This window comes from Streptomyces sp. NPDC002817, from assembly GCF_053592055.1.
The window spans coordinates 1-19,377 of the sequence record NZ_JBSFUY010000042.1 but is presented as its reverse complement, the minus strand read 5'-3'; the positions used below and the strand labels follow the sequence as shown (position 1 = coordinate 19,377).

At 70.4% G+C, this 19,377-nt stretch carries 18 protein-coding genes; 6 read left to right on the top strand and 12 right to left on the bottom strand.

All coding sequences use genetic code 11. From position 1 onward, the window contains the following. Positions 1-150 precede the first annotated feature (150 nt). Both ACWD3I_RS43255 and ACWD3I_RS43250 read right to left on the bottom strand, forming a co-directional pair. Complete coding sequence (locus tag ACWD3I_RS43255) at positions 151-600, bottom strand: MarR family winged helix-turn-helix transcriptional regulator (RefSeq protein ID WP_365412679.1); 450 nt, start codon at positions 598-600, stop codon at positions 151-153. A 31-nt stretch (positions 601-631) separates the two neighbouring features. Continuing rightward, positions 632-1,306 carry a GntR family transcriptional regulator gene (locus ACWD3I_RS43250; protein WP_451084351.1) on the bottom strand — a complete coding sequence of 225 codons (675 nt, stop codon included), beginning with the start codon at positions 1,304-1,306 and terminating at the stop codon, positions 632-634. 303 nt (positions 1,307-1,609) lie between these two features. Here ACWD3I_RS43250 and ACWD3I_RS43245 point away from each other — a divergent pair, with 303 nt between their 5' ends. After that, entirely contained in the window at positions 1,610-2,581 is a 972-nt protein-coding gene (locus ACWD3I_RS43245; protein WP_365414248.1) for a 2-dehydropantoate 2-reductase, read from the top strand. A gap of 259 nt (positions 2,582-2,840) precedes the next feature. Then, positions 2,841-3,266: a PAS domain S-box protein gene (locus ACWD3I_RS43240; RefSeq protein WP_365414246.1), complete on the top strand. Its 426-nt coding sequence runs from the start codon at positions 2,841-2,843 to the stop codon at positions 3,264-3,266. A gap of 72 nt (positions 3,267-3,338) precedes the next feature. Here ACWD3I_RS43240 and frc read toward each other — a convergent pair whose 3' ends face one another. Both frc and oxc read right to left on the bottom strand, forming a co-directional pair. Continuing rightward, complete coding sequence (frc, locus tag ACWD3I_RS43235) at positions 3,339-4,595, bottom strand: formyl-CoA transferase (protein ID WP_365412554.1); 1,257 nt, start codon at positions 4,593-4,595, stop codon at positions 3,339-3,341. A gap of 29 nt (positions 4,596-4,624) precedes the next feature. After that, entirely contained in the window at positions 4,625-6,373 is a 1,749-nt protein-coding gene (oxc, locus tag ACWD3I_RS43230; RefSeq protein ID WP_365412556.1) for an oxalyl-CoA decarboxylase, read from the bottom strand. Positions 6,374-6,630: 257 nt separating this feature from the next. On the opposite strand from oxc, the gene ACWD3I_RS43225 reads away from it, so the two are divergent. After that, positions 6,631-8,211 carry a FadD7 family fatty acid--CoA ligase gene (locus ACWD3I_RS43225; protein WP_365412558.1) on the top strand — a complete coding sequence of 527 codons (1,581 nt, stop codon included), beginning with the start codon at positions 6,631-6,633 and terminating at the stop codon, positions 8,209-8,211. Positions 8,212-8,253: 42 nt separating this feature from the next. On the opposite strand, the gene ACWD3I_RS43220 is transcribed toward ACWD3I_RS43225, so the two are convergent. After that, positions 8,254-9,186, bottom strand: a complete 933-nt coding sequence (locus tag ACWD3I_RS43220; protein WP_046256165.1) for a LysR family transcriptional regulator — start codon at positions 9,184-9,186, stop codon at positions 8,254-8,256. An 82-nt stretch (positions 9,187-9,268) separates the two neighbouring features. On the opposite strand from ACWD3I_RS43220, the gene moaA reads away from it, so the two are divergent. Then, positions 9,269-10,258: a GTP 3',8-cyclase MoaA gene (moaA, locus tag ACWD3I_RS43215; protein ID WP_365412561.1), complete on the top strand. Its 990-nt coding sequence runs from the start codon at positions 9,269-9,271 to the stop codon at positions 10,256-10,258. A 104-nt stretch (positions 10,259-10,362) separates the two neighbouring features. On the opposite strand, the gene ACWD3I_RS43210 is transcribed toward moaA, so the two are convergent. From ACWD3I_RS43210 to ACWD3I_RS43195, 4 genes are read right to left on the bottom strand one after another with little or no spacing between them, the layout of a single operon-like run. Further along, on the bottom strand, positions 10,363-10,575 hold the full coding sequence (locus ACWD3I_RS43210) for a formate dehydrogenase subunit delta (RefSeq protein WP_267014422.1): 213 nt from the start codon (positions 10,573-10,575) through the stop codon (positions 10,363-10,365). Between the two features lies 1 nt (position 10,576). Further along, positions 10,577-13,393: a formate dehydrogenase subunit alpha gene (gene fdhF, locus ACWD3I_RS43205; RefSeq protein WP_365412563.1), complete on the bottom strand. Its 2,817-nt coding sequence runs from the start codon at positions 13,391-13,393 to the stop codon at positions 10,577-10,579. After that, positions 13,390-15,057, bottom strand: coding sequence for a formate dehydrogenase beta subunit (locus tag ACWD3I_RS43200; RefSeq protein ID WP_365412565.1), 1,668 nt, complete (start codon positions 15,055-15,057; stop codon positions 13,390-13,392). Before ACWD3I_RS43200 ends, fdhF begins: the two co-directional genes overlap by 4 nt. A 2-nt stretch (positions 15,058-15,059) precedes the next feature. Further along, entirely contained in the window at positions 15,060-15,533 is a 474-nt protein-coding gene (locus ACWD3I_RS43195) for an NAD(P)H-dependent oxidoreductase subunit E (protein ID WP_266885896.1), read from the bottom strand. A 277-nt stretch (positions 15,534-15,810) separates the two neighbouring features. Here ACWD3I_RS43195 and ACWD3I_RS43190 point away from each other — a divergent pair, with 277 nt between their 5' ends. After that, positions 15,811-16,500 carry a GntR family transcriptional regulator gene (locus ACWD3I_RS43190; RefSeq protein WP_365412567.1) on the top strand — a complete coding sequence of 230 codons (690 nt, stop codon included), beginning with the start codon at positions 15,811-15,813 and terminating at the stop codon, positions 16,498-16,500. Positions 16,501-16,542: 42 nt separating this feature from the next. On the opposite strand, the gene ACWD3I_RS43185 is transcribed toward ACWD3I_RS43190, so the two are convergent. Beyond that, on the bottom strand, positions 16,543-17,331 hold the full coding sequence (locus tag ACWD3I_RS43185; RefSeq protein ID WP_365412569.1) for an acyl-CoA dehydrogenase family protein: 789 nt from the start codon (positions 17,329-17,331) through the stop codon (positions 16,543-16,545). 217 nt (positions 17,332-17,548) lie between these two features. On the opposite strand from ACWD3I_RS43185, the gene ACWD3I_RS43180 reads away from it, so the two are divergent. Further along, a complete protein-coding gene (locus ACWD3I_RS43180; protein WP_365412571.1) occupies positions 17,549-18,241 on the top strand; it encodes a GntR family transcriptional regulator in 693 nt (230 codons plus the stop codon). Between the two features lie 94 nt (positions 18,242-18,335). Here ACWD3I_RS43180 and ACWD3I_RS43175 read toward each other — a convergent pair whose 3' ends face one another. Then, positions 18,336-18,569 carry a hypothetical protein gene (locus ACWD3I_RS43175; protein WP_365412573.1) on the bottom strand — a complete coding sequence of 78 codons (234 nt, stop codon included), beginning with the start codon at positions 18,567-18,569 and terminating at the stop codon, positions 18,336-18,338. Between the two features lie 31 nt (positions 18,570-18,600). Continuing rightward, entirely contained in the window at positions 18,601-19,137 is a 537-nt protein-coding gene (locus ACWD3I_RS43170) for a beta-class carbonic anhydrase (RefSeq protein ID WP_365412575.1), read from the bottom strand. Between the last annotated feature and the right edge of the window lie 240 nt (positions 19,138-19,377).

Genomic DNA, 19,377 nt, shown 5'->3' with positions numbered 1-19,377 from the left:
GGGGTGTTCCCCGCGGCGACATGGACAACAATACCAAGCTTTCGGAGCGCCTTTCACCTGCATATCCGTGCCTCGGACGGTGCTCAGGGGCCCGGTGCGGAGCGCTCCCGAGGACTCACCACCAGCGACGGAACGATTACACGGAGGGGGTCATCCGCGGACGCGCTTCTCCGCGGCCAGCACCCGCAGGGCCCGTACGAACGATGCCGCCGTCTCCTCCCCCAACGGCGCGAGGAAACGTTCCTCGGCGACCCGGCGCGCCTGCTCGGCCCGGCTCAGACACTCCCGTCCGGCGGCCGTCAGCTCGACGAGATTCTTGCGCCGGTCGCGTGGACTGCGACGCCGCTCGACCAGCCCCTGATCCTCCAGGCCGTCGAGGAGCGCCACCATCGTCGTACGGTCGACACCGAGCCGCCCGGCCACCTCCACCTGCGACAGCGACGCCGCCCCCGAGAGCACCGCGAGCACCGTCAGCTCGTGACCGTCCACCTCGTGGGGCGCGAGCGCCTCGGCTGACGCCCTGGCCAGCTTGGCCTGCGCCCGTTTCAGGAGGTGGCCGAGCCGGTCCCCGGGGGGCGAGGGTCTCTGATCGTCGGACATGCGGGGACTGTACCCAGGGTCGATCGGACCCCTACTTGTCGCGCTCGTGGTACATCTTCCGCGTGTGTTCGGTGTGGGCCCGCATGACCGCCGTGGCGCGCTGTTCGTCGCGGTCCGCGATCGCCGCGATCAGCTCACGGTGCTCGATCCAGGACTGCTGTCCGCGCTGCCGGGCGACCGGCGTGTAGTACCAGCGGACCCGGCGGTCGACCTGTGCCGCCAGCTCGGCGAGGACGGCGTTGCCGGCCAGTTCCATGATCTTCGCGTGCAGTCGGGCGTTCATCGCGACCGCGCGGTCCACGTCGTCGGCGGCGACCGCGCGCTCGCCCTCCGCGCACATCTCCTCGAGCACGCCGATGGCGGCCTTGGACGCGTTGGCCGCGGCGAGCCGGGCGGCTTCGGCCTCCAGTAGCGTACGGACGGTGAGGAGTTGGTCGGCCTCCTCCTCGGTGGGCTCGTGCACGAACGCGCCCTGGGCGGGCCGCAGATCGACCCACCCCTCGGTGCTGAGGCGCTGCAATGCCTCGCGCACGGGCTGCCGGGAGACGCCGAGGTGGCCGGCGAGCTCGCTCTCGACCAGATGCTGGCCGGGCTGGAGCGCTCGGGTGGTGATGAGTTCGAGCAGCGCCTCGTAGACACGGTCGCGCAGCGGGCCGGGGCGTTCGAGCTTGGGCACCGCGCCCTGCGGCAGTCCTGTCGTCGACAACATCACGGGCCCTCCTCAGCAGCGTCATCGCTGTATGCGAGAGCCAAGTATGGATTGGCTTTCGCCTACAGTCTACGGCGCACAAACCCCTGGACACCCGGGAGTTGGGCCCTCACCGGTGGGCCGTACCAGCAGCTCACGAGCGCGGATGAGCAAACGGCCCGCGCTTCTCACGCGCCACGGGCGGCCGTCCGGGTGCCGTCCCAAACTCTTGCTGGCGCCCGTTCCATCCTGTAGACAATATTTCGTCGACAGATTTCGACAGTTCCGCGGTACACCCTCGACCGAACGGAGCGCCACCCAGTGAAAGTCGCAGTCCTCGGCGCCGGAGCCATCGGCGCCTACGTCGGCGCCGCCCTGCACCGCGCAGGCGCCGACGTCCACCTCATCGCCCGTGGACCGCACCTCGCGGCCATGAGGCGCAACGGCGTACAGGTCCTCAGCCCCCGCGGTGACTTCACCGCCCTCGCCCACGCCACCGACAACCCGGCCGACATCGGCCCCGTCGACTATGTCTTCCTCGGGCTCAAGGCCAACTCGTACGCGGCGTGCGGGCCGCTCATCGAGCCACTCCTGAACGACACCACGGCCGTCGTCGCCGCCCAGAACGGCATCCCCTGGTGGTACTTCCACCAACACGGCGGACCGTACGACGGCCACCGCATCGACAGCGTGGATCCGGACGGGGCGGTCAGTGCGGTGCTCGCCCCCGAACGCGCCATCGGCTGCGTGGTCTACGCCGCCACCGAACTCGAAGGACCGGGCGTGGTCCGCCACCTGGAAGGCACCCGCTTCTCCATCGGCGAACCGGACCGGTCGACCTCCAAGCGCTGTCAGGCCTTCAGCGAGGCCATGAAGGCCGGCGGGCTCAAGTGCCCCGTCGAACCCGACCTGCGCAACGACATCTGGCTCAAGCTGCTCGGCAACATCAGCTTCAACCCGATCAGCGCGTTGGCCCGCGCCACCATGCGTCAGATGTGCCACCACGGCGGCACCCGCCAAGTCATCGAAACGATGATGCAGGAGACTCTGGCCGTCGCCGAAGCACTCGGCTGCGACATCGGGATCTCCATCGAGCGACGGCTGGCCGGCGCCGAACGCGTCGGCGACCACCGCACCTCCACCCTCCAGGACCTGGAGGCGGGCAAGCCTCTCGAACTCGACGTCCTGCTCGCCGCGGTCGTGGAACTGGCCGACATCACCCACACGGACGTCCCCACCCTCCGTACCGTCCACGCCATCAGCGACCTCCTCGCCCACCGGACCGCCGCATGAGGCGGCCCGACCCGCCGCCACGGGACGGCACTTCCATGAACGTGCACGCGGAAGCGGACCGCTTCACCCTGCGGGGCGCGGCCACCCAGGGCTGACCGGCCCTCCGCTGCACGACGGCGGGACCTCTACCGGCGGGGAGCGCCCCCTGCGCCGGAGGGGTCCCGCCTCAGTCGTTCGAGGCCTGGATCCTGTATACGATCCTCTGTATACTGCCGACCTGTACTCGATCAGCATCCAACGGCCCCGGCTCGGAGGCGACATGGAAGATCTGAACCCCGATGTGGTGCTGGAAATGGCCGCCCAGGCACCCGACGGCATCGTGATCGTCGACGGCGAAGGACTGATCCGCTACTGGAACCGGGGCGCGGAGCGCATCTTCGGGTTCTCGGCGGACGACGTGGACGGTGACAGCCTGGACGTCATCATTCCCGAGCGGCACCGGAAGCGGCACCAGGAGGGCTTCGAGGAAGCCATGGAGCGGGGGTACAGCAAGTACGGGGACGCGGACCTGCTGAACGTTCCCGCACTGGCCGCGGACGGCCGCAAGCTGTCCATCGAGTTCAGCGTGGTGCTGCTTCCCGGTCCCGACGGCAGCACGTACGTCGGTGCGGTCATCCGGGACGTGACCGCACGCCGTGAGCGGGAGCGGGAGTTGATGCGGCGACGGGCCGAGGCCTCGGTCTGAGCCCCGGCGGACCGCGTACGGAAGCGGCCGTGGCCCGAAGGCCACGGCCGCTTCCGCGTCGTCGGACTCAGGTCAGACGATGACGCCGCTCTCCTTCAGCCGGCCGATGGTCTCCTCGTCGTAGCCGAGTTCGACCAGGACCTCGGAGCTGTGCTCGCCGAGCAGCGGGGCGCCGGTGACGTCCGGCTTGAAGGAGGAGAACTTCACCGGGCTGCCGACCGTCAGATAGGTGCCGCGCTCCTTCTGCTCGACCTCGACGACGGTGCCGCTGCGGCGCAGGTCCTCGTCGTAGGCGATCTCCTTCATGCTCATCACGGGGGCGCAGGGCACCTCCCACTCACGCAGGATGTTGACGGCCTCGTACTTGGTCTTGTCCGCGAGCCACTTCTCGATCTCCTCGAAGATCTCGAAGATGTGCGACTGACGGGCGCGCGCGGTGGCGTACTGCGGGTCCTCGGCCCACTCGGGGCGGCCGATGACCTCGGCGGTGCGCTTCCAGTTCTGCTCCTGGACGGTGAAGTAGATGTACGCGTTCGGGTCGGTCTCCCAGCCCTTGCACTTGAGCACCCAGCCGGGCTGGCCGCCGCCGCCCGCGTTGCCGCCGCGCGGCACCACGTCGGTGAACTCGCCGTTGGGGTACTGCGGGTACTCCTCCAGGTAGCCGATCCGCTCCAGCCGCTGCTGGTCGCGCAGCTTGACGCGGCAGAGGTTGAGGACGGCGTCCTGCATGGAGACGGATACCTTCTGGCCCTTGCCGGTCCTGTTGCGGTCGATGATCGCGGTGAGGATGCCGATCGCCAGGTGCATACCGGTGTTGGTGTCGCCGAGGGCGGCACCGGAGATGGTCGGCGGCCCGTCCCAGAAACCGGTGGTGGAGGCGGCGCCGCCCGCGCACTGGGCGACGTTCTCGTAGACCTTGAGGTCGTTCCAGGAGGACTGGTCGTTGAAGCCCTTGACCGAGCCGAAGATCAGGCGCGGGTTGAGCTCCTGGATGCGCTCCCAGGTGAAGCCCATCCGGTCCAGGGCGCCCGGGGCGAAGTTCTCCACCAGGACGTCGGCGCCCTCGATGAGCTTCTCCAGGACCTCCTTGCCCTCGGCGGTCTTGGTGTTGATGGCGAGGGAGCGCTTGTTGCTGTTGAGCATCGTGAAGTAGAGCGCGTCGAGGTCCTCGATGTCCCGGAGCTGACGGCGCGTCACGTCGCCGCCGTTGGGACGCTCCACCTTCAGGACGTCGGCGCCGAACCAGGCGAGCATCTGTGTGCAGGCGGGGCCGGCCTGGACCCCGGTGAAGTCGATCACCTTGATTCCGGCGAGCGGCTTTTCACTCATGTGTGCTTCCTTTACGTGAAGTTACGTGGTCACTTCTTGGCCGGCGTGATGTTGCCGACGGTGATGCCCTTGGGGTTGAGGTGTGAGATGTGGCCGCTCTCGGTGCCGGCCGACGGGTCGATCACGCAGTCGATGAGCGCCGGGCCGCCGGAGGCGAGGGCCTCGGTCAGGGCGGCGGTGACCTCGGCGGGGGTGGTGGCGCGGTAGCCCTTGCCGCCGAACGACTCGATGAGCAGGTCGTGGCGGGCCGCCGACATCAGGGTGGTGGGCGAGGGTGCGTCGTCGTACGGGTTGATGTCGTCGCCGCGGTAGACACCGCCGTTGTTCATGATCACGGTGACGACGGGCAGTCGGTAGCGGCAGATCGTCTCGATCTCGATGCCGCTGAACCCGAAGGCGCTGTCGCCCTCGATGGCGACGACCGGCTGTCCGCTCTCGACGGCGGCGGCGATGGCGTACCCCATGCCGATCCCCATGACGCCCCAGGTGCCGCTGTCCAGGCGGTGGCGCGGCACATGCATGTCGATGACGTTGCGCGCGATGTCCAGCGCGTTGGCGCCCTCGTTGACGATGTACGTCTCCGGGTGCCGGCGCACGACGTCGCGTACGGCCTTGAGGGCGCCCATGAACTGCATGGGGTGCGGGTCGGCTTCGAGGCGCTCGGCCATCTTGGCGACGTTCTGCGCCGAGCGCTCCCCGAGCTCGTCCCGCCAGGCCGAAGGGGCCTGGATCTGGCCGGGCTTGGTGCGTTCGGCGAGTGCGTCGAGCACCGACTCGATGTCGCCGACGAGCGGGGCGGAGATGGGCTGGTTGCTGTCCATCTCCTTGGGGTCGATGTCGATCTGGATGAACTTGGCGTCGGGGTTCCAGCCCGTCTGCCCGTGGCCCAGCAGCCAGTTGAGGCGGGCGCCGATCAGCATCACGACGTCGGCCTTCTTCAGCGCCAGGGAACGGGCGGTGGCGGCCGACTGCGGGTGGTCGTCGGGCAGCAGGCCCTTCGCCATCGACATCGGTACGTAGGGGATGCCGGTCGACTCGACGAACTCCCGTACCTTGGCGTCCGCCTGGGCGTACGCCGCGCCCTTGCCGAGCACCACCAGCGGGCGTTCGGCGGAGGCCAGCAGCTCGATCGCGCGGTCCACGGCCTCCGGCGCGGGCAGTTGGCGCGGGGCGGGGTCGACGAGGCGGCTCAGGGTGCGGTCGCCCTCGGCCTTGGGGATGATGGCGCCGAGGACCGCGGCGGGGATGTCGAGATAGACACCGCCGGGGCGTCCGGAGATCGCGGTGCGCAGGGCGCGGGCGATACCGCGGCCGATGTCCTCCACGCGGCTGACCCGGTAGGCGGCCTTCACGAAGGGCTGGGCGGCGGCGAGTTGGTCCATCTCCTCGTAGTCGCCCTGCTTGAGGTCGACGAGGTGGCGCTCGCTGGAGCCGGAGATCTGGACCATGGGGAAGCAGTTGGTGGTCGCGTTCGCCAGCGCGACCAGGCCGTTGAGGAAGCCGGGGGCCGACACCGTCAGGGCGACGCCGGGCTTCTTGTTGAGGTAGCCGGCGATGGCCGCCGCGTGACCGGCGTTGCTCTCGTGACGGAAGCCGATGTAACGGATGCCCTGGGCCTGGGCGAGGCGGGCCAGGTCGGTGATCGGGATGCCGACCACGCCGTAGATGGTGTCGACGTCGTTCATCCTGAGCGCGTCGACGACCAGGTGGTACCCGTCGGTGAGCTCGGTCGGAACGTCGGCTGCTGCCGCGGTCTCCAGTGGCGAGGGGGCGGTCATGGTCCGAGGTCCTCCTTGGGCAGGTCCTGCCGGAGCGGCTACTGCTCTCACCATCCGCAGCGCGTCCGTCCGCGTCCAAGACCCATCGGCGACCAGCCGATAAACAACATCTATCGACGGCCGCCGAGGGCCCTCGCAACTCCCTTGATAGACGCCTGCTATCGGCCGTTCGCCAGTAGGTATTGGACGTGCACCGCAGGTCACCGCAGGCTCGCAGAGGACTGAAGCATCGGACCTGGGCGCGAGGGGGTGGGGTCATGGCCGTTCCGGCCGCGGCATCCGTGCGCGACGCCAACGGGTACCGGCCTCCGACGGTCACGGGCCTCGTCGATCTCCTCGACGCGCAGGTGCGTGAACGCCCGTACGCCCGGGCCCTGGTCGTCACCGGAGAACGGGTGCATCTGTCCTACCGGGGTCTCGCGGCCCTGGCGGACGGGGTGGCGGCACGGCTCGGCGGCACGGGGTTGCGCCGCGGCGACGCGGTCGGCCTGATCTGCGCCAACACCGCGGAGTTCGTCGTGGCGCTCCTCGGAGCGGCGCGGGCCGGCCTGGTGGCGGCTCCTCTGGACCCGGCGCTGCCCGTGTCCCAACTCTCGGCACGTATCGATGCGTTGGGGGCGCGGGCGGTGCTTCTGGGCCCGGCCGCGACAAGCGCCCCGCTGCCGGTCCCCGCCTGGCCGCTGCGCGTGGACGTCTCCCGTGCGGGGACGGCGGCCGTCGTGTTCGAACCCGGTGCGTGTGCAGCACCCCACGTCAGCGGCTCAGCAGGTGAGTTGACTGCCCATGACGCACTCGTTCTCTTCACCGCCGGCACCAGCGACCGGGCGAAGATGGTTCCCCTCACCCATGCCAACGTGGCCGCGTCCGTCCACTCCCTGTGCATCACCTACGAGTTGGGGCCCGACGACGCCACGGTCGCGGTGATGCCGTTCTTCCACGGTCACGGGCTGTTCGCGGCGCTGCTGGCCTCCCTCGCCAGCGGCGGCTGTGTGCTGCTGCCCGAGCGGGGCCGGTTCACGGCAGGCACGTTCTGGAGCGACATGCGCGCCGTGGGCGCCACCTGGTTCACCGCGGCCCCGGCCATCCACGAGATCCTGCTGGACCGGTCGGAACGGGAGTACCCGGGCCCGCGGGCGCCGGCCCTGAAGTTCGTACGCAGTGGCAGCGCTCCCCTCAACCCGGCCACGCAGCGGGCGCTGGAGCGTACGTTCGGGGCGCCGTTGCTGTCCGCGTACGGGATGACGGAGTCCTCGCACCAGGCGACCAGCGAGCCGCTGCCGGGGCGGGGTGCGCTGAAGCACGGTTCGGTCGGGCGGCCGACCGGTGTCGAGATCCGGGTGCTCGACCGCGGCGGGCGGGCCTGTCCGGTGGGTGTCGAGGGCGAGTTGTGGGTGCGCGGTCCCACCGTCGCGCGCGGCTATCTCGGCGACCGGGAGGAGACGGCGTACACCTTCGTCGGCGGCTGGCTGCGCACCGGCGATCTGGGCACCCTCGACGCGGACGGGTACCTGTCCCTGACCGGGCGTATCAAGAACCTCATCAACCGCGGCGGCGAGAAGATCTCGCCCGAGCATGTCGAGGACATCCTCGCCGGGTGTCCGGGGGTCGCCGAGGCGGCCGTGTTCGCCGTGCCCGACACGGTGTACGGGCAGCGGGTGGGCGCCGCCGTGGTGGTGCGGGAGGGCGAGAGCGTGGGGCCCGAGGAGATCCTGCGGTACTGCCGTGACCGGCTGGCCGCGTTCGAGGTGCCGGACCGGCTCGAGCTGGTCACCGCGCTGCCGTACACCGCGAAGGGCGGGCTGGACCGAAAGGCGGTGCAGGCGCGCCACGCACCCTGACACAGGCTCCGGACGGTGGGCTCGGCACACGCGGACGAGGGCTCAGCGCACGCGGTGCTCGCTGGGCAGCGGGCGGGCGAAGAAGTCGTCCAGCGACAGGCCGGTCGCCGCGTTGACGAAGGCCCGGGCGGCGACCGAGCCGGGGGTCGCGGCGTGGATCGCCACGGACACCTGCGCGCCGGCCTCCGGGTCGACCAGGGGCAGCGCTCTGGTCCGGCCGATGACGGGCATCGCCCGCAGCCAGGTGTGCGGCACGATGCTGGCCCACTCGCCGCCGCCGACGTGCGCGTAGAGGGAGGCGATGGAGTCCGTCTCGACCTGCGGGGTGACCACGAACCCCTTCTCCGCGAACACGGTGTCCACGATCTGCCGGATCCGCATGTCCGGCGTGAGCAGCGCGAGCGGCAACTGGGCCGCGTCCGCCCATGTCACGGTCGAGGACTGCGCCACCAGGTGGTCGTCCGACACCAGGAGCATGTAGCGCTCCTGGTAGAGGGGTACGACCTGGAGGCCCTCCTGGTCGCCGGGGTCGAAGTGGGCGATGGCGACGTCGAGTTCGTAGTCGCGGAGTTGGCGGTGGAGCTCCTTCGTGGACAGCCGGGAGCGCACCTGCACCTTGGCGAGGGGGTGGGCGGCGCAGAACGCGGCCACGGGGAGCGCCAGGGTCGTCGACGCCGTGGGGTCCGTGCCGAGCCGCAGCGTGCCCGTGATGCCGGACTGCACGGCGGCCACCTCCGCCTTGAACGCGTCCTGTTCGGCGAGGATCCGTTTGGCCCATACGACGAGCCGCTCACCCTCGGGGGTGAGGCCCTGGTAGTTGTGCCCGCGGTTGATGAGCGTGACGTTCAGCTCCCGCTCCAGCTTGGCTATCGCCGCCGAGAGCGCGGGCTGGGAGACGTAGCAGGCTTCCGCCGCCCGGGCGAAGTGGCGTTCCCGCGCCACCGCCACGAAGTACTCGAGCTGCCGGAACAGCATGAACGACTCCTCTCTGCCCGAGGCCGCCCCATCTAGCTCCATACTGTATGCAGTATTTGGGATATGTACAGGGGAGGAAGTCGTGCTGATCGACACCCATGGCCGGATCGCCCGCGATCTACGGGTCTCACTGACCGACCGGTGCAATCTCCGGTGCACGTACTGTATGCCGGAAGAAGGACTGCGGTGGCTGGCCAAGCCGGAGCTGCTCACCGACGAGGAGGTCGTACGGCTGGTCTCCGTCGCGGTCACCGAACTGGGCGTCACCGAGGTGCGCTTCACCGGAGGCGAGCCGCTGCTGCGCCCCGGCCTGGTGGGCATCGTCGCCCGCTGTGCCGCCCTCGCCCCGCGCCCCAGGCTCTCGCTCACCACCAACGGCATCGGACTGGCCCGTACCGCCGAAGCCCTGCGCGCGGCCGGGCTCGACCGGGTCAACGTCTCCCTCGACACCCTGCGCCCCGAGGTCTTCCGTACCCTGACCCGCCGCGACCGGCACCACGACGTGCTCGCCGGCCTCGACGCGGCCCGCGCCGCCGGGCTCCTCCCCGTCAAGGTCAACTCGGTGCTGATGCGCGGCGTCAACGACGACGAGGCCCCCGACCTCCTCGACTGGGCCCTGCTCCACGGCTACGAGCTCCGCTTCATCGAGCAGATGCCGCTGGACGCCCAACACGGCTGGCAGCGGGCCGACATGGTGACGGCCGAGGAGATCCTCGAGAGCCTCCGCCCCCGATTCGCCCTCTCCCCCGAGCCCTCGTCGGTGCGCGGCTCCGCGCCCGCCGAACGCTGGCTGGTGGACGGCGGACCCGGGCGGGTCGGGGTGATCGCCTCGGTCACCCGGCCGTTCTGCCGCGCCTGCGACCGCACCCGGCTCACCGCCGACGGGCAGGTCCGCGCCTGTCTGTTCGCCCGCGAGGAGTCCGACCTGCGCACGGCCCTGCGCTCCGGCACCCCGGACGAGGAGATCGCCGGGCTCTGGCGCACCGCGATGTGGGGCAAGAAGGCGGGCGCCGGGCTCGACGAGGCGTCCTTCGTCCAGCCTGAGCGGCCGATGTCGGCGATCGGGGGCTGATGCGGGGAACTCCTCGCCGGCTGCGGCGAGGAGCATCTCGGCGGCGGGCATGAGAGCGCCTGCGCCCGCTGCGCGTCCCCGCAGCGGGCGCAGGCGCGGTCTGTTCAGCGCAGGAGCTTCACCGCGGCCACCACCAGGGGGTCGAGGCCGTCCGCGCCGGCGTCGACGAACTCGTACAGCCTGGTACGCATCCTCGGGTCCCAGAACCTGCCGATGTGCCCGGCGATCTCCTCGGCGGCCCGCTCCCCCGGCAGATGGCCGAGGTTGCGGGCGATGTCGTTCGCCATCCGGAGCTCGGACGGCACGGTCGCTGTCATCTCAGTCCACCACCGTCACGAGGTCGTTCTCCGCGGCTTCACCGTCACCGGCCCGGTCCGGGCGGGCGAGCCCCACCTGGACGGCGGTCACCTTGTACTCGGGGCAGTTGGTGGCCCAGTCGGAGTTCTCCGTGGTCACCACGTTGGCCCCGGTCACGGGGTGGTGGAAGGTGGTGTAGACGACCCCGGTCGGCATCCGGTCGGAGATCTCCGCGCGCAGGGTCGTCCGCCCGACACGGCTGGCCAGGGTGACCATGTCGCCGTCCTTGATCCCGCGGTCCTCGGCGTCGTGGGGATGCAGTTCGAGGATGTCCTCGGGGTGCCAGGCGACATTGCCGGTACGGCGGGTCTGCGCGCCGACGTTGTACTGGCTGAGGATCCGTCCAGTGGTGAGGACCAGCGGGAAGCGCCGGGTGCTGCGCTCGTTGGTCGGCACATAGGAGGTGACCACGAACTTGCCCTTGCCGCGCACGAATTCGTCCACGTGCATGATGGGCGTGCCCTCCGGCGACTCCTCGTTGCACGGCCACTGGACGCTGCCGAGCTTGTCGAGGAGGTCGAAGGAGACGCCGGTGAACGTCGGTGTGACCGAGGCGATCTCATCCATGATCCGGCTCGGATGGTCGTAGGCCATCGGATAGCCCATGGCGGTGGCGATCTCGCTGACGATCTGCCACTCGTGCTTGCCCGTCTTGGGTTTCATGACGGCGCGGACGCGGTTGATGCGGCGTTCGGCGTTGGTGAAGGTGCCGTCCTTCTCCAGGAACGACGCCCCGGGCAGGAAGACATGGGCGAACTTGGCCGTCTCGTTGAGGAACAGGTCCTGTACGACGACGAGTTCCATGGCCTTCAGCGCTGCGGTGACGTGCTGGAGGTTGGGGTCGGACTGGGCGATGTCCTCGCCGTGGACGAAGAGTCCGCGGAAGGTGCCGTCGATGGCCGCGTCGAACATGTTGGGGATGCGAAGTCCCGGCTCCGCGAGGATGGTTCCGCCCCAGAGGTTCTCGAAGACGGTGCGTACCGCGTCGTCCGAGACGTGGCGGTAGCCGGGCAGTTCGTGCGGGAACGAGCCCATGTCGCAGGACCCCTGGACGTTGTTCTGGCCGCGCAGGGGGTTCACGCCGACGCCGTCGCGGCCGATGTTGCCGCACGCCATCGCCAGGTTGGCCATTCCCATGACCATGGTGGAGCCCTGGCTGTGCTCGGTGACGCCGAGACCGTAGTAGATGGCGCCGTTGGGGGCTTCGGCGTACAGCCTTGCGGCGGCGCGGAGTTCGGCGGCCGGGACGCCGGTGACGGGTTCCACCGCTTCCGGGCTGTTCTCCGGCCGGGCGATGAACTCCGCCCAGTCGTCGAAGCCTTCGCACCTGGCGTCCACGAAGGCGCGGTCGACCAGACCCTCGGTGACGACCACGTGGGCCATCGCGTTGACCACGGCCACGTTGGTGCTGGGCCTGAGCTGGAGGTGGTGTCGGGCCTCGACGTGCGGCGAGCGTACGAGGTCGATGCGGCGCGGATCGACGACGATCAGCTCGGCGCCCTCGCGCAGCCGGCGCTTCATCCGGGAGGCGAATACCGGGTGCCCGTCAGTGGGGTTGGCCCCGATCACCATGATGACATCGGCCTCGGCGACCGAACGGAAGTCCTGGGTGCCCGCCGACTCGCCGAAGGTCTGCTTGAGGCCGTATCCCGTCGGGGAGTGGCAGACGCGGGCGCAGGTGTCGACGTTGTTGTTGCCGAAGGCCGCGCGGACCATCTTCTGCACGACGTAGACCTCTTCGTTGGTGCAGCGCGAGGAGGTGATGGCGCCGACGGAACTCGTGCCGTACCGGTCCTGGAGCTCACGCATCCGCCGGGCGACGGTGCCGATCGCCTCGTCCCACTCGACCTCACGCCAGGGGTCGGTGATCCTTTCGCGGACCATGGGCTTGAGCCGGCGGTCGGGGTGGGTGGCGTAGCCGAAGGCGAAGCGGCCCTTCACACAGGAGTGGCCCTCGTTCGCACCGCCGTCCTTGTACGGCACCATGCGCACGAGTTCGTCGCCGCGCAGCTCGGCCTTGAAGGAGCAGCCGACACCGCAGTACGCGCAGGTGGTCACAACCGACCTGGTCGGCATGCCGAGTTCGACGACCGACCGCTCCTGGAGCGTGGACGTCGGGCAGGCCTGGACGCAGGCGCCGCAGGAGACGCACTCGGAGTCCATGAAGGACTCACCGGCGCCGGCCGAGACCTTGGAGTCAAAACCGCGGCCCTCGATGGTGAGGGCGAAGGTGCCCTGGACCTCGCCGCAGGCGCGGACGCAGCGGGAGCAGGCGATGCACTTGGCGGGGTCGAAGTCGAAGTAGGGGTTGGAGGTGTCCTTCTCGGCGTCGAGGTGGTTCTCGCCCTCGTAGCCGTAGCGGACCTGCCGCAGGCCCACCACGCCTGCCATGTCCTGGAGTTCGCAGTCGCCGTTGGCGGGGCAGGTGAGGCAGTCCAGGGGATGGTCGGAGATGTAGAGCTCCATGACGCCCTGGCGGAGCTTCTCCACCTTCGGTGTCTGGGTGCTCACCTTCATCCCGTCGGAGCACGGAGTGGTGCAGGACGCCGGGGTGCCGCGCCGCCCGTCTATCTCCACCACGCACAGGCGGCAGGAGCCGAACGCCTCCAGGCTGTCGGTGGCACACAACTTGGGTATGTCGACGCCTGCCTGTGCCGCGGCGCGCATCACCGAAGTGCCCTCGGGGACGTTCACCGCCAGGCCGTCGATCTCCACCGACACCGTTGCCGGGCCGGGCTGTTCCGGGGTTCCGTAGTCGGGTTCCTTGAGAAGGCTCATGCCGTGCCCTCCGTCCTCACGCCAGTGGCGTTCACGGGTTGGATCTCCAGGAGCCGGCGGCCGCCGTGGAAGTCGTCGGGGAAGTGGGTGAGGGCGCTGCGCACGGGCATCGGGGTCAGTCCGCCCATCGCACACAGCGAGCCGTCGGTCATCAGGTCGCAGAGGTCTTCCAGCAGGGCCAGGTTCTCGTCCCGGTGCGTGCCGGCGACGATCTTGTCGATCACCTCGACGCCACGGACCGAACCGACCCTGCACGGAGTGCACTTGCCGCAGGACTCCTCGGCGCAGAACTCCATCGCGAAGCGGGCCTGGGCCGCCATGTCGACGGTGTCGTCGAAGACCACGATCCCGCCGTGCCCGAGCATCGCACCGGCCTCGGCGAACGCCTCGTAGTCCATCGGCAGGTCGAACAGCGAATCCGGCAGATATGCCCCGAGCGGCCCGCCGACCTGCACGGTACGGACCGGGCGGCCCGTGTGGGAGCCGCCCCCGTACTCCTCGATCAGCTCGCGCAGGGTGATGCCGAAGGCGGTCTCCACGATGCCGCCGCGGGCGATGTTTCCGCCGAGCTGGAAGACCTGGGTGCCGCGGGAGCGACCGACGCCGAGGTCCTGGTACGCCTTGGCGCCGTTCGCGAGGACCGTGGGGACGGTGGTGAGGGTCAGCACGTTGTTCACCACGGTCGGTTTGCCGAACAGGCCCTCGATCGCCGGGATGGGCGGCTTCGCGCGGACCATGCCGCGCTTGCCCTCCAGGCTCTCCAGCATGGAGGTCTCCTCGCCGCAGATGTACGCGCCCGCCCCGACGCGTACGTGCAGGTCGAAGTCGAGCGCGGAGCCGAGGACACCCTTGCCCAACCAGCCCTGCTCACGGGCGAGTTCGATCGCCTCGCGCATCGTGGCGATCGCGTCCGGATACTCGGATCGGATGTAGACGTAACCCTCGCTCGCGCCGACCGCGTGCGCGGCGATGGTCATGCCCTCGATGAGCAGGAACGGGTCGCCCTCCATGACCATGCGGTCGGCGAAGGTCCCGCTGTCGCCCTCGTCGGCGTTGCAGCAGACGAACTTCAGCTCGTCGGCGCAGCCCAGCACGGTCTTCCACTTGATACCGGCCGGGAATCCGGCGCCGCCGCGTCCGCGCAGCCCGGAGTCGGTGACCTCGGCGACCACGTCCGCGGGGGCGAGTTCGAGGGCGGCGCGCAGTCCGGCGAGGCCGCCGTGCTCGACGTAGTCCCGCGGCGAGAGGGGGTCGATGACGCCGACTCTGGCGAAGGTGACCCGGTTCTGGCGGGCCAGCCAGGGCAGTTCGTCGACGAGGCCGAGCCGCAGCGGGTGGTCCGCGCCGTCGAGCAGGCCGGCGGCCAGGAGTCCGTCGACGTCCTCGGGGGTCACCGGGCCGTAGCCGACGCGGCCCTGCGGCGTGACGACCTCGACCGTCGGCTCCAGCCAGAGCATGCCGCGCGAGCCGTTGCGTACGACGTCGATGGCGAAGTCCCCGCGTGTGGCGGCGCGTTGGAGGGCGCCGGCGACCTCGTCGGCGCCGACGGACCTGGCCGCCGAGTCGCGGGGGACGTAGACCGTCACCGCGGAGTGCGACGGGGCGCCGACCGGGATGTCCGCGGGGGTGTCGGCCGGGATGCCGGCCGGGGAGGAGTTGTTCATGATCAGACCGTCCCGTTGAGGATCGAGCCCAGCCGGGCCGGGCCCACTCGTCCGTACAGCCGTCCGTTCGCCTCCACCGACGGCCCCAGCGCGCAGTTGCCCAGGCAGAAGACCTGCTCGACGGTCACGGAACCGTCGGGTGTCGTCTCGCCCAGAGTGAGTCCCGCCTCGCGTGTGTAGCTCACCAGGCGGTCGGCGCCCAGCGCCTGGCAGGCTTCGGCGCGGCAGATACGGACCGTGGTGCGTCCCGCGGGCTCACGGCGGAAGTCGTGGTAGAAGGTCACCACTCCATGGACGTCCGCCCTGGAGAGGTTGAGCTCGTCGGCGAGCACCGGGACCGCCTCCTGCGGCACATGGCCCAACTCGGCCTGCAGAGCGTGCAGTACGGGCAGCAGCGCGCCGCGCTGATCCCGGTGATCGGCCACCACCCTCCGGACCACGCTCTCGACCGTCACATCGCTCCCGCTGGTCGTCATGATCGCTTCGCCTTCCGTCACACGGGTCCCCGGCGAGGGTTGCAGGAGACTGAGACAATACCCCATACAGGCTTCTGTATACAGACGACAGTCGTAAAGAAGCCTGCGCCGATTCCGGCCCACGAGGGAGCCCGGAGCCTCGGTCGAGCCAGGCCGCACAACCAACAGCCGACACCATGTTGCATACCAAAACCTGTATGCTGAAGCCGCCGTCGGCAACCCACTCGGCGGCTACCACTTGCCAAAGCCGTCGGCCCGGCGGCAGAACGGGACAACCATGCGCGAGGCACTCACGGCCGCAGCGTCCCGGCGCGTCGCCCGCCCGGCACCACTGCGCCAGGCCGTGTACGACGCCCTGACCGAGCTGATCGTCAACGGCTCCCTCAAGCCCGGCCAGCACCTGGTCGAGGCCGAGCTCGCGGAGCACCTCGGCGTCAGCCGCCAGCCGGTCCGCGAGGCCCTGCAGCGACTGCAGACCGCCGGCTGGGTCGACCTGCGCCCGGCCCAGGGCGCCTTCGTGCACTCCCCCACCGAGGAGGAGGCCGCCCAACTCCTCGGCGTCCGCTCGGTGCTGGAGACCTACTCGGCCCAGCTCGCCGCGCAGAACGCACAGCCCGAGGACGTCGAACGCCTCGGTGAGCTCCAGCAGGAAGGCGTCGACGCGCTCGCCGAGGGCGACGTCGAACGCCTCGTCGCGGCCAACACCGCCCTGCACGCCTTCGTCACCTCCGTGGCCGCCAACGACGTCCTGGCCGAACTGCTCGCACAGGTGGGCCAGAAGGTGCGCTGGTACTACACCCCCATCGCCAAACCCCGCGGCAAGGAGGCCTGGAACGAGCACACCCAGCTCATCAAGGCCATCGCCAAGGGCGACGCGGACCGCGCGGGCGAGGTGATGCGCAAGCACACCGAGCGCACGAGCGACTTCTACCGCAAGCAGATCGCGTCCGGCTCCGGCCAGGACTGACCGCACGGGCCGCAGCCGAACGAGCCTCCCCCGGGCGGGAGTTCAGGACGGCGCGAGGGAGCCGGCGGGCCGGCGCACCACGTCGGCGGCCGCGAGGCGCAGCCCCTCCGCGCCGGCGGCGGCCCGCAGCTCCAGCAACCAGGGCAGGACCGTGCGCAGCACGATGTCGAGCCCGCCGCCGTCCTCGCCGAGCATCGCGTCGGCGGGCACCAGCACCGGATCGGCGAGCACGGTGGAGGTCGCGCCGCCGGGCGGCCCCGCGGCGTCCGGCCGGGCCGGGACGAACAGGTCCGGAGCGTGTGCCGGAACCCCCCAGAGGCTCAGGCCGTCCCGCGCGCCGAGCGGGCGGGAGGACCAGAGGTAACTGTCGGCCTCCCCCGCCGCGACCACCTGGCGTTTGCGCGCCCGCAGCGCGACCACGCCACCGGAACGGACCGCGGTGCAACGTGACGTGAGGAGTTGGGCCTCCTCCCCGTGTCCACCCGTGCCGTCCTCGGCGAGGGCGAGGCTGGTGAGGTGGCGTCCGGCGGCGATCTCTCCGCGCACCCAGGGACTGCCGTACGACTCGATGACGGCGACCGCCGTGTAGTGGGCCTGGAGCACGGCCGCCGTGGCGGGGCAGACGCATGCGGTCCGCGCCACCACCTCGGCGGCCTCCGGCAGCCCGAGGCCGGCGCCGCCGAACTCGGTGGCGACGGTGAGTCCCAGCAGCCCGGTGGCCCCGAGGGCCGTCACGGCGCCACGGGGGAACCTGCCTTCCGCGCCGGTCAGTTCGGCGCAGGGTGCGACGGCACGGGTGAGGACTTCTGCGAGAGCGGTGCGGTACGACACGGAGTGACCCCCTCAGGAGCGGTGTCCGGTCCGCTGTCAGGCGGGGACGGTAATTGCATACAGTATTTTGCATCCCTCGATCGATCGACACCAGAGGTGCGCCGAGGCAATTCACGGGAGTCCGCAACACGGGCCACGCTGGAGTGGCTATTGCATACTAAACTCAGTATCCCGTAGTCGATGTTCGCCGTCCGCAGTCGAACGAGGGAGAGGGTCCATGCCCGACACACCCACCGTGGCAGCCCGCGGCCCGATCGCCCGGCCCGCCCCGCTGCGCCAGGCGGTCTACGACGCCCTGACCGAGCTGATCATCAACGGCACGCTCACACCCGGTCAGCATCTCGTCGAGGCCGACCTCGCCGAGCACCTCGGCGTCAGCCGTCAGCCCATCCGCGAAGCCCTCCAACGACTCCACACCGCCGGCTGGGTCGACCTGCGCCCCTCGCAGGGCGCCTTCGTCCACTCCCCCACCGCCGAGGAGTGCGCCCAACTCCTCAGCGTCCGGGCCGTCCTGGAGACCCACTCCGCGCGCGGCGCCGCCCAGCACGCCACCCCCACCGACGTCGCCCGGCTGTGGGAACTGCAGCAGAGCGGCCTCACCGCGCTCGCGGCCGGCGACGCCCGCGCCATCGTGGAGGCGAACGCCGCCCTCCACACCCACATCACCCACCTCTCGCGCAACGCGGTCCTCGCCGAGCTCATCCCCCAGGTGGACCGGCGCGTGCGCTGGTACTACATGCCCATCGCCAAGCCCCGCGGCACGGACGCCTGGAGCGAGCACGCCCTGATCATCGAGGCCATAGCCGGCGCCGACCCCGACGGCGCCGAGGAGCTCATGCGCCGGCACACCGCGAACACGACCGACTTCTACTGCAAGCAGATCGCCGCGATGGCCGGCCGGGGCGTGTGACGACGGGCGAGGGGGCAAGGCCCGCCCGGCTTCGAGAGCAGGGGCGAGCCGGGTGGGCCGGGTGGGCGGGCCGGACGGCAGTCCCGCCGAGCGCCTACCGGCGGCTTCCGACTCCCGGTCCGCAACGAGTGGACCAGGAGCCCTCCGCCGTCAGCCGCGCTCCGCAGGGCCGCACGACGACGAGGCCGTCGCCCTCGAACCCGATGCGATCACCGGCGGCCAGGAAGAGCGGGCGCACAAGCTCGAAGACGTAGCGGTCGTCGGTCTCGAGACCCTCCACCCATACCGACCGCGGGACCGGCGCGGCCCCGTCAGCTGTCAGGCGCATGCCGAGATGGTCCCACGGCCCCTGGACCGGCTCAGACCCCCGCCTCTATCTCCCGCAGCAGCCCCGACGTCACGTCGAAGACGAAACCGCGCACATCGTCGGTGTGCGGCAGGAACGGCGAGGTGCGCACCCGCCGCATGGACTGCCGTACGTCCTGGTCGACGTCCCGGAAGGCCTCCACCGCCCACGCCGGTCGCTGCCCCACCTCCATCTCCAGCTCGTGCCGGAACTCCTCGGTCAGCGTCTGCATACCGCAGCCGGTGTGGTGGATGAGGACGACACTGCGGGTACCCAGGGCTCGCTGACTGATCGTCAGGGAGCGGATGGTGTCGTCGGTGACCACACCGCCGGCGTTGCGGACGGTGTGGCAGTCGCCGAGTTGCAGGCCGAGCGCGGCGTGCAGATCGATACGGGCGTCCATGCAGGCCACGACGGCCACGCGCAGGACCGGACGGGCACCCATGCCCGGGTCCACGAACCCTGCGGCGTAGGCACGGTTGGACTCCACGAGCCGGTCGATGACGGTGTCGCCGACGGGCGGGGCGATACGGGATGCGTGTGTCGACATGCTGGGCTACCTCACTCCGGTTCGGGTACTCACGGAAACCGTCCCGGGGAGCGGTCGTGGCTCGCCCGGGACGGAGTGGAAGCGGCGTGGGCCGCCGTCGGTCAGATCACGCCCTGTGCCTTGAGGAGCGGCAACTCCGTTTCCTCGATGCCGAGTTCGCCGATGAGGATTTCTTCGGTGTGCTGGCCCAGGAGGGGTGGGGTGGTGATGTGGGTGGGGGAGTCGGAGAGTTTGAGGGGG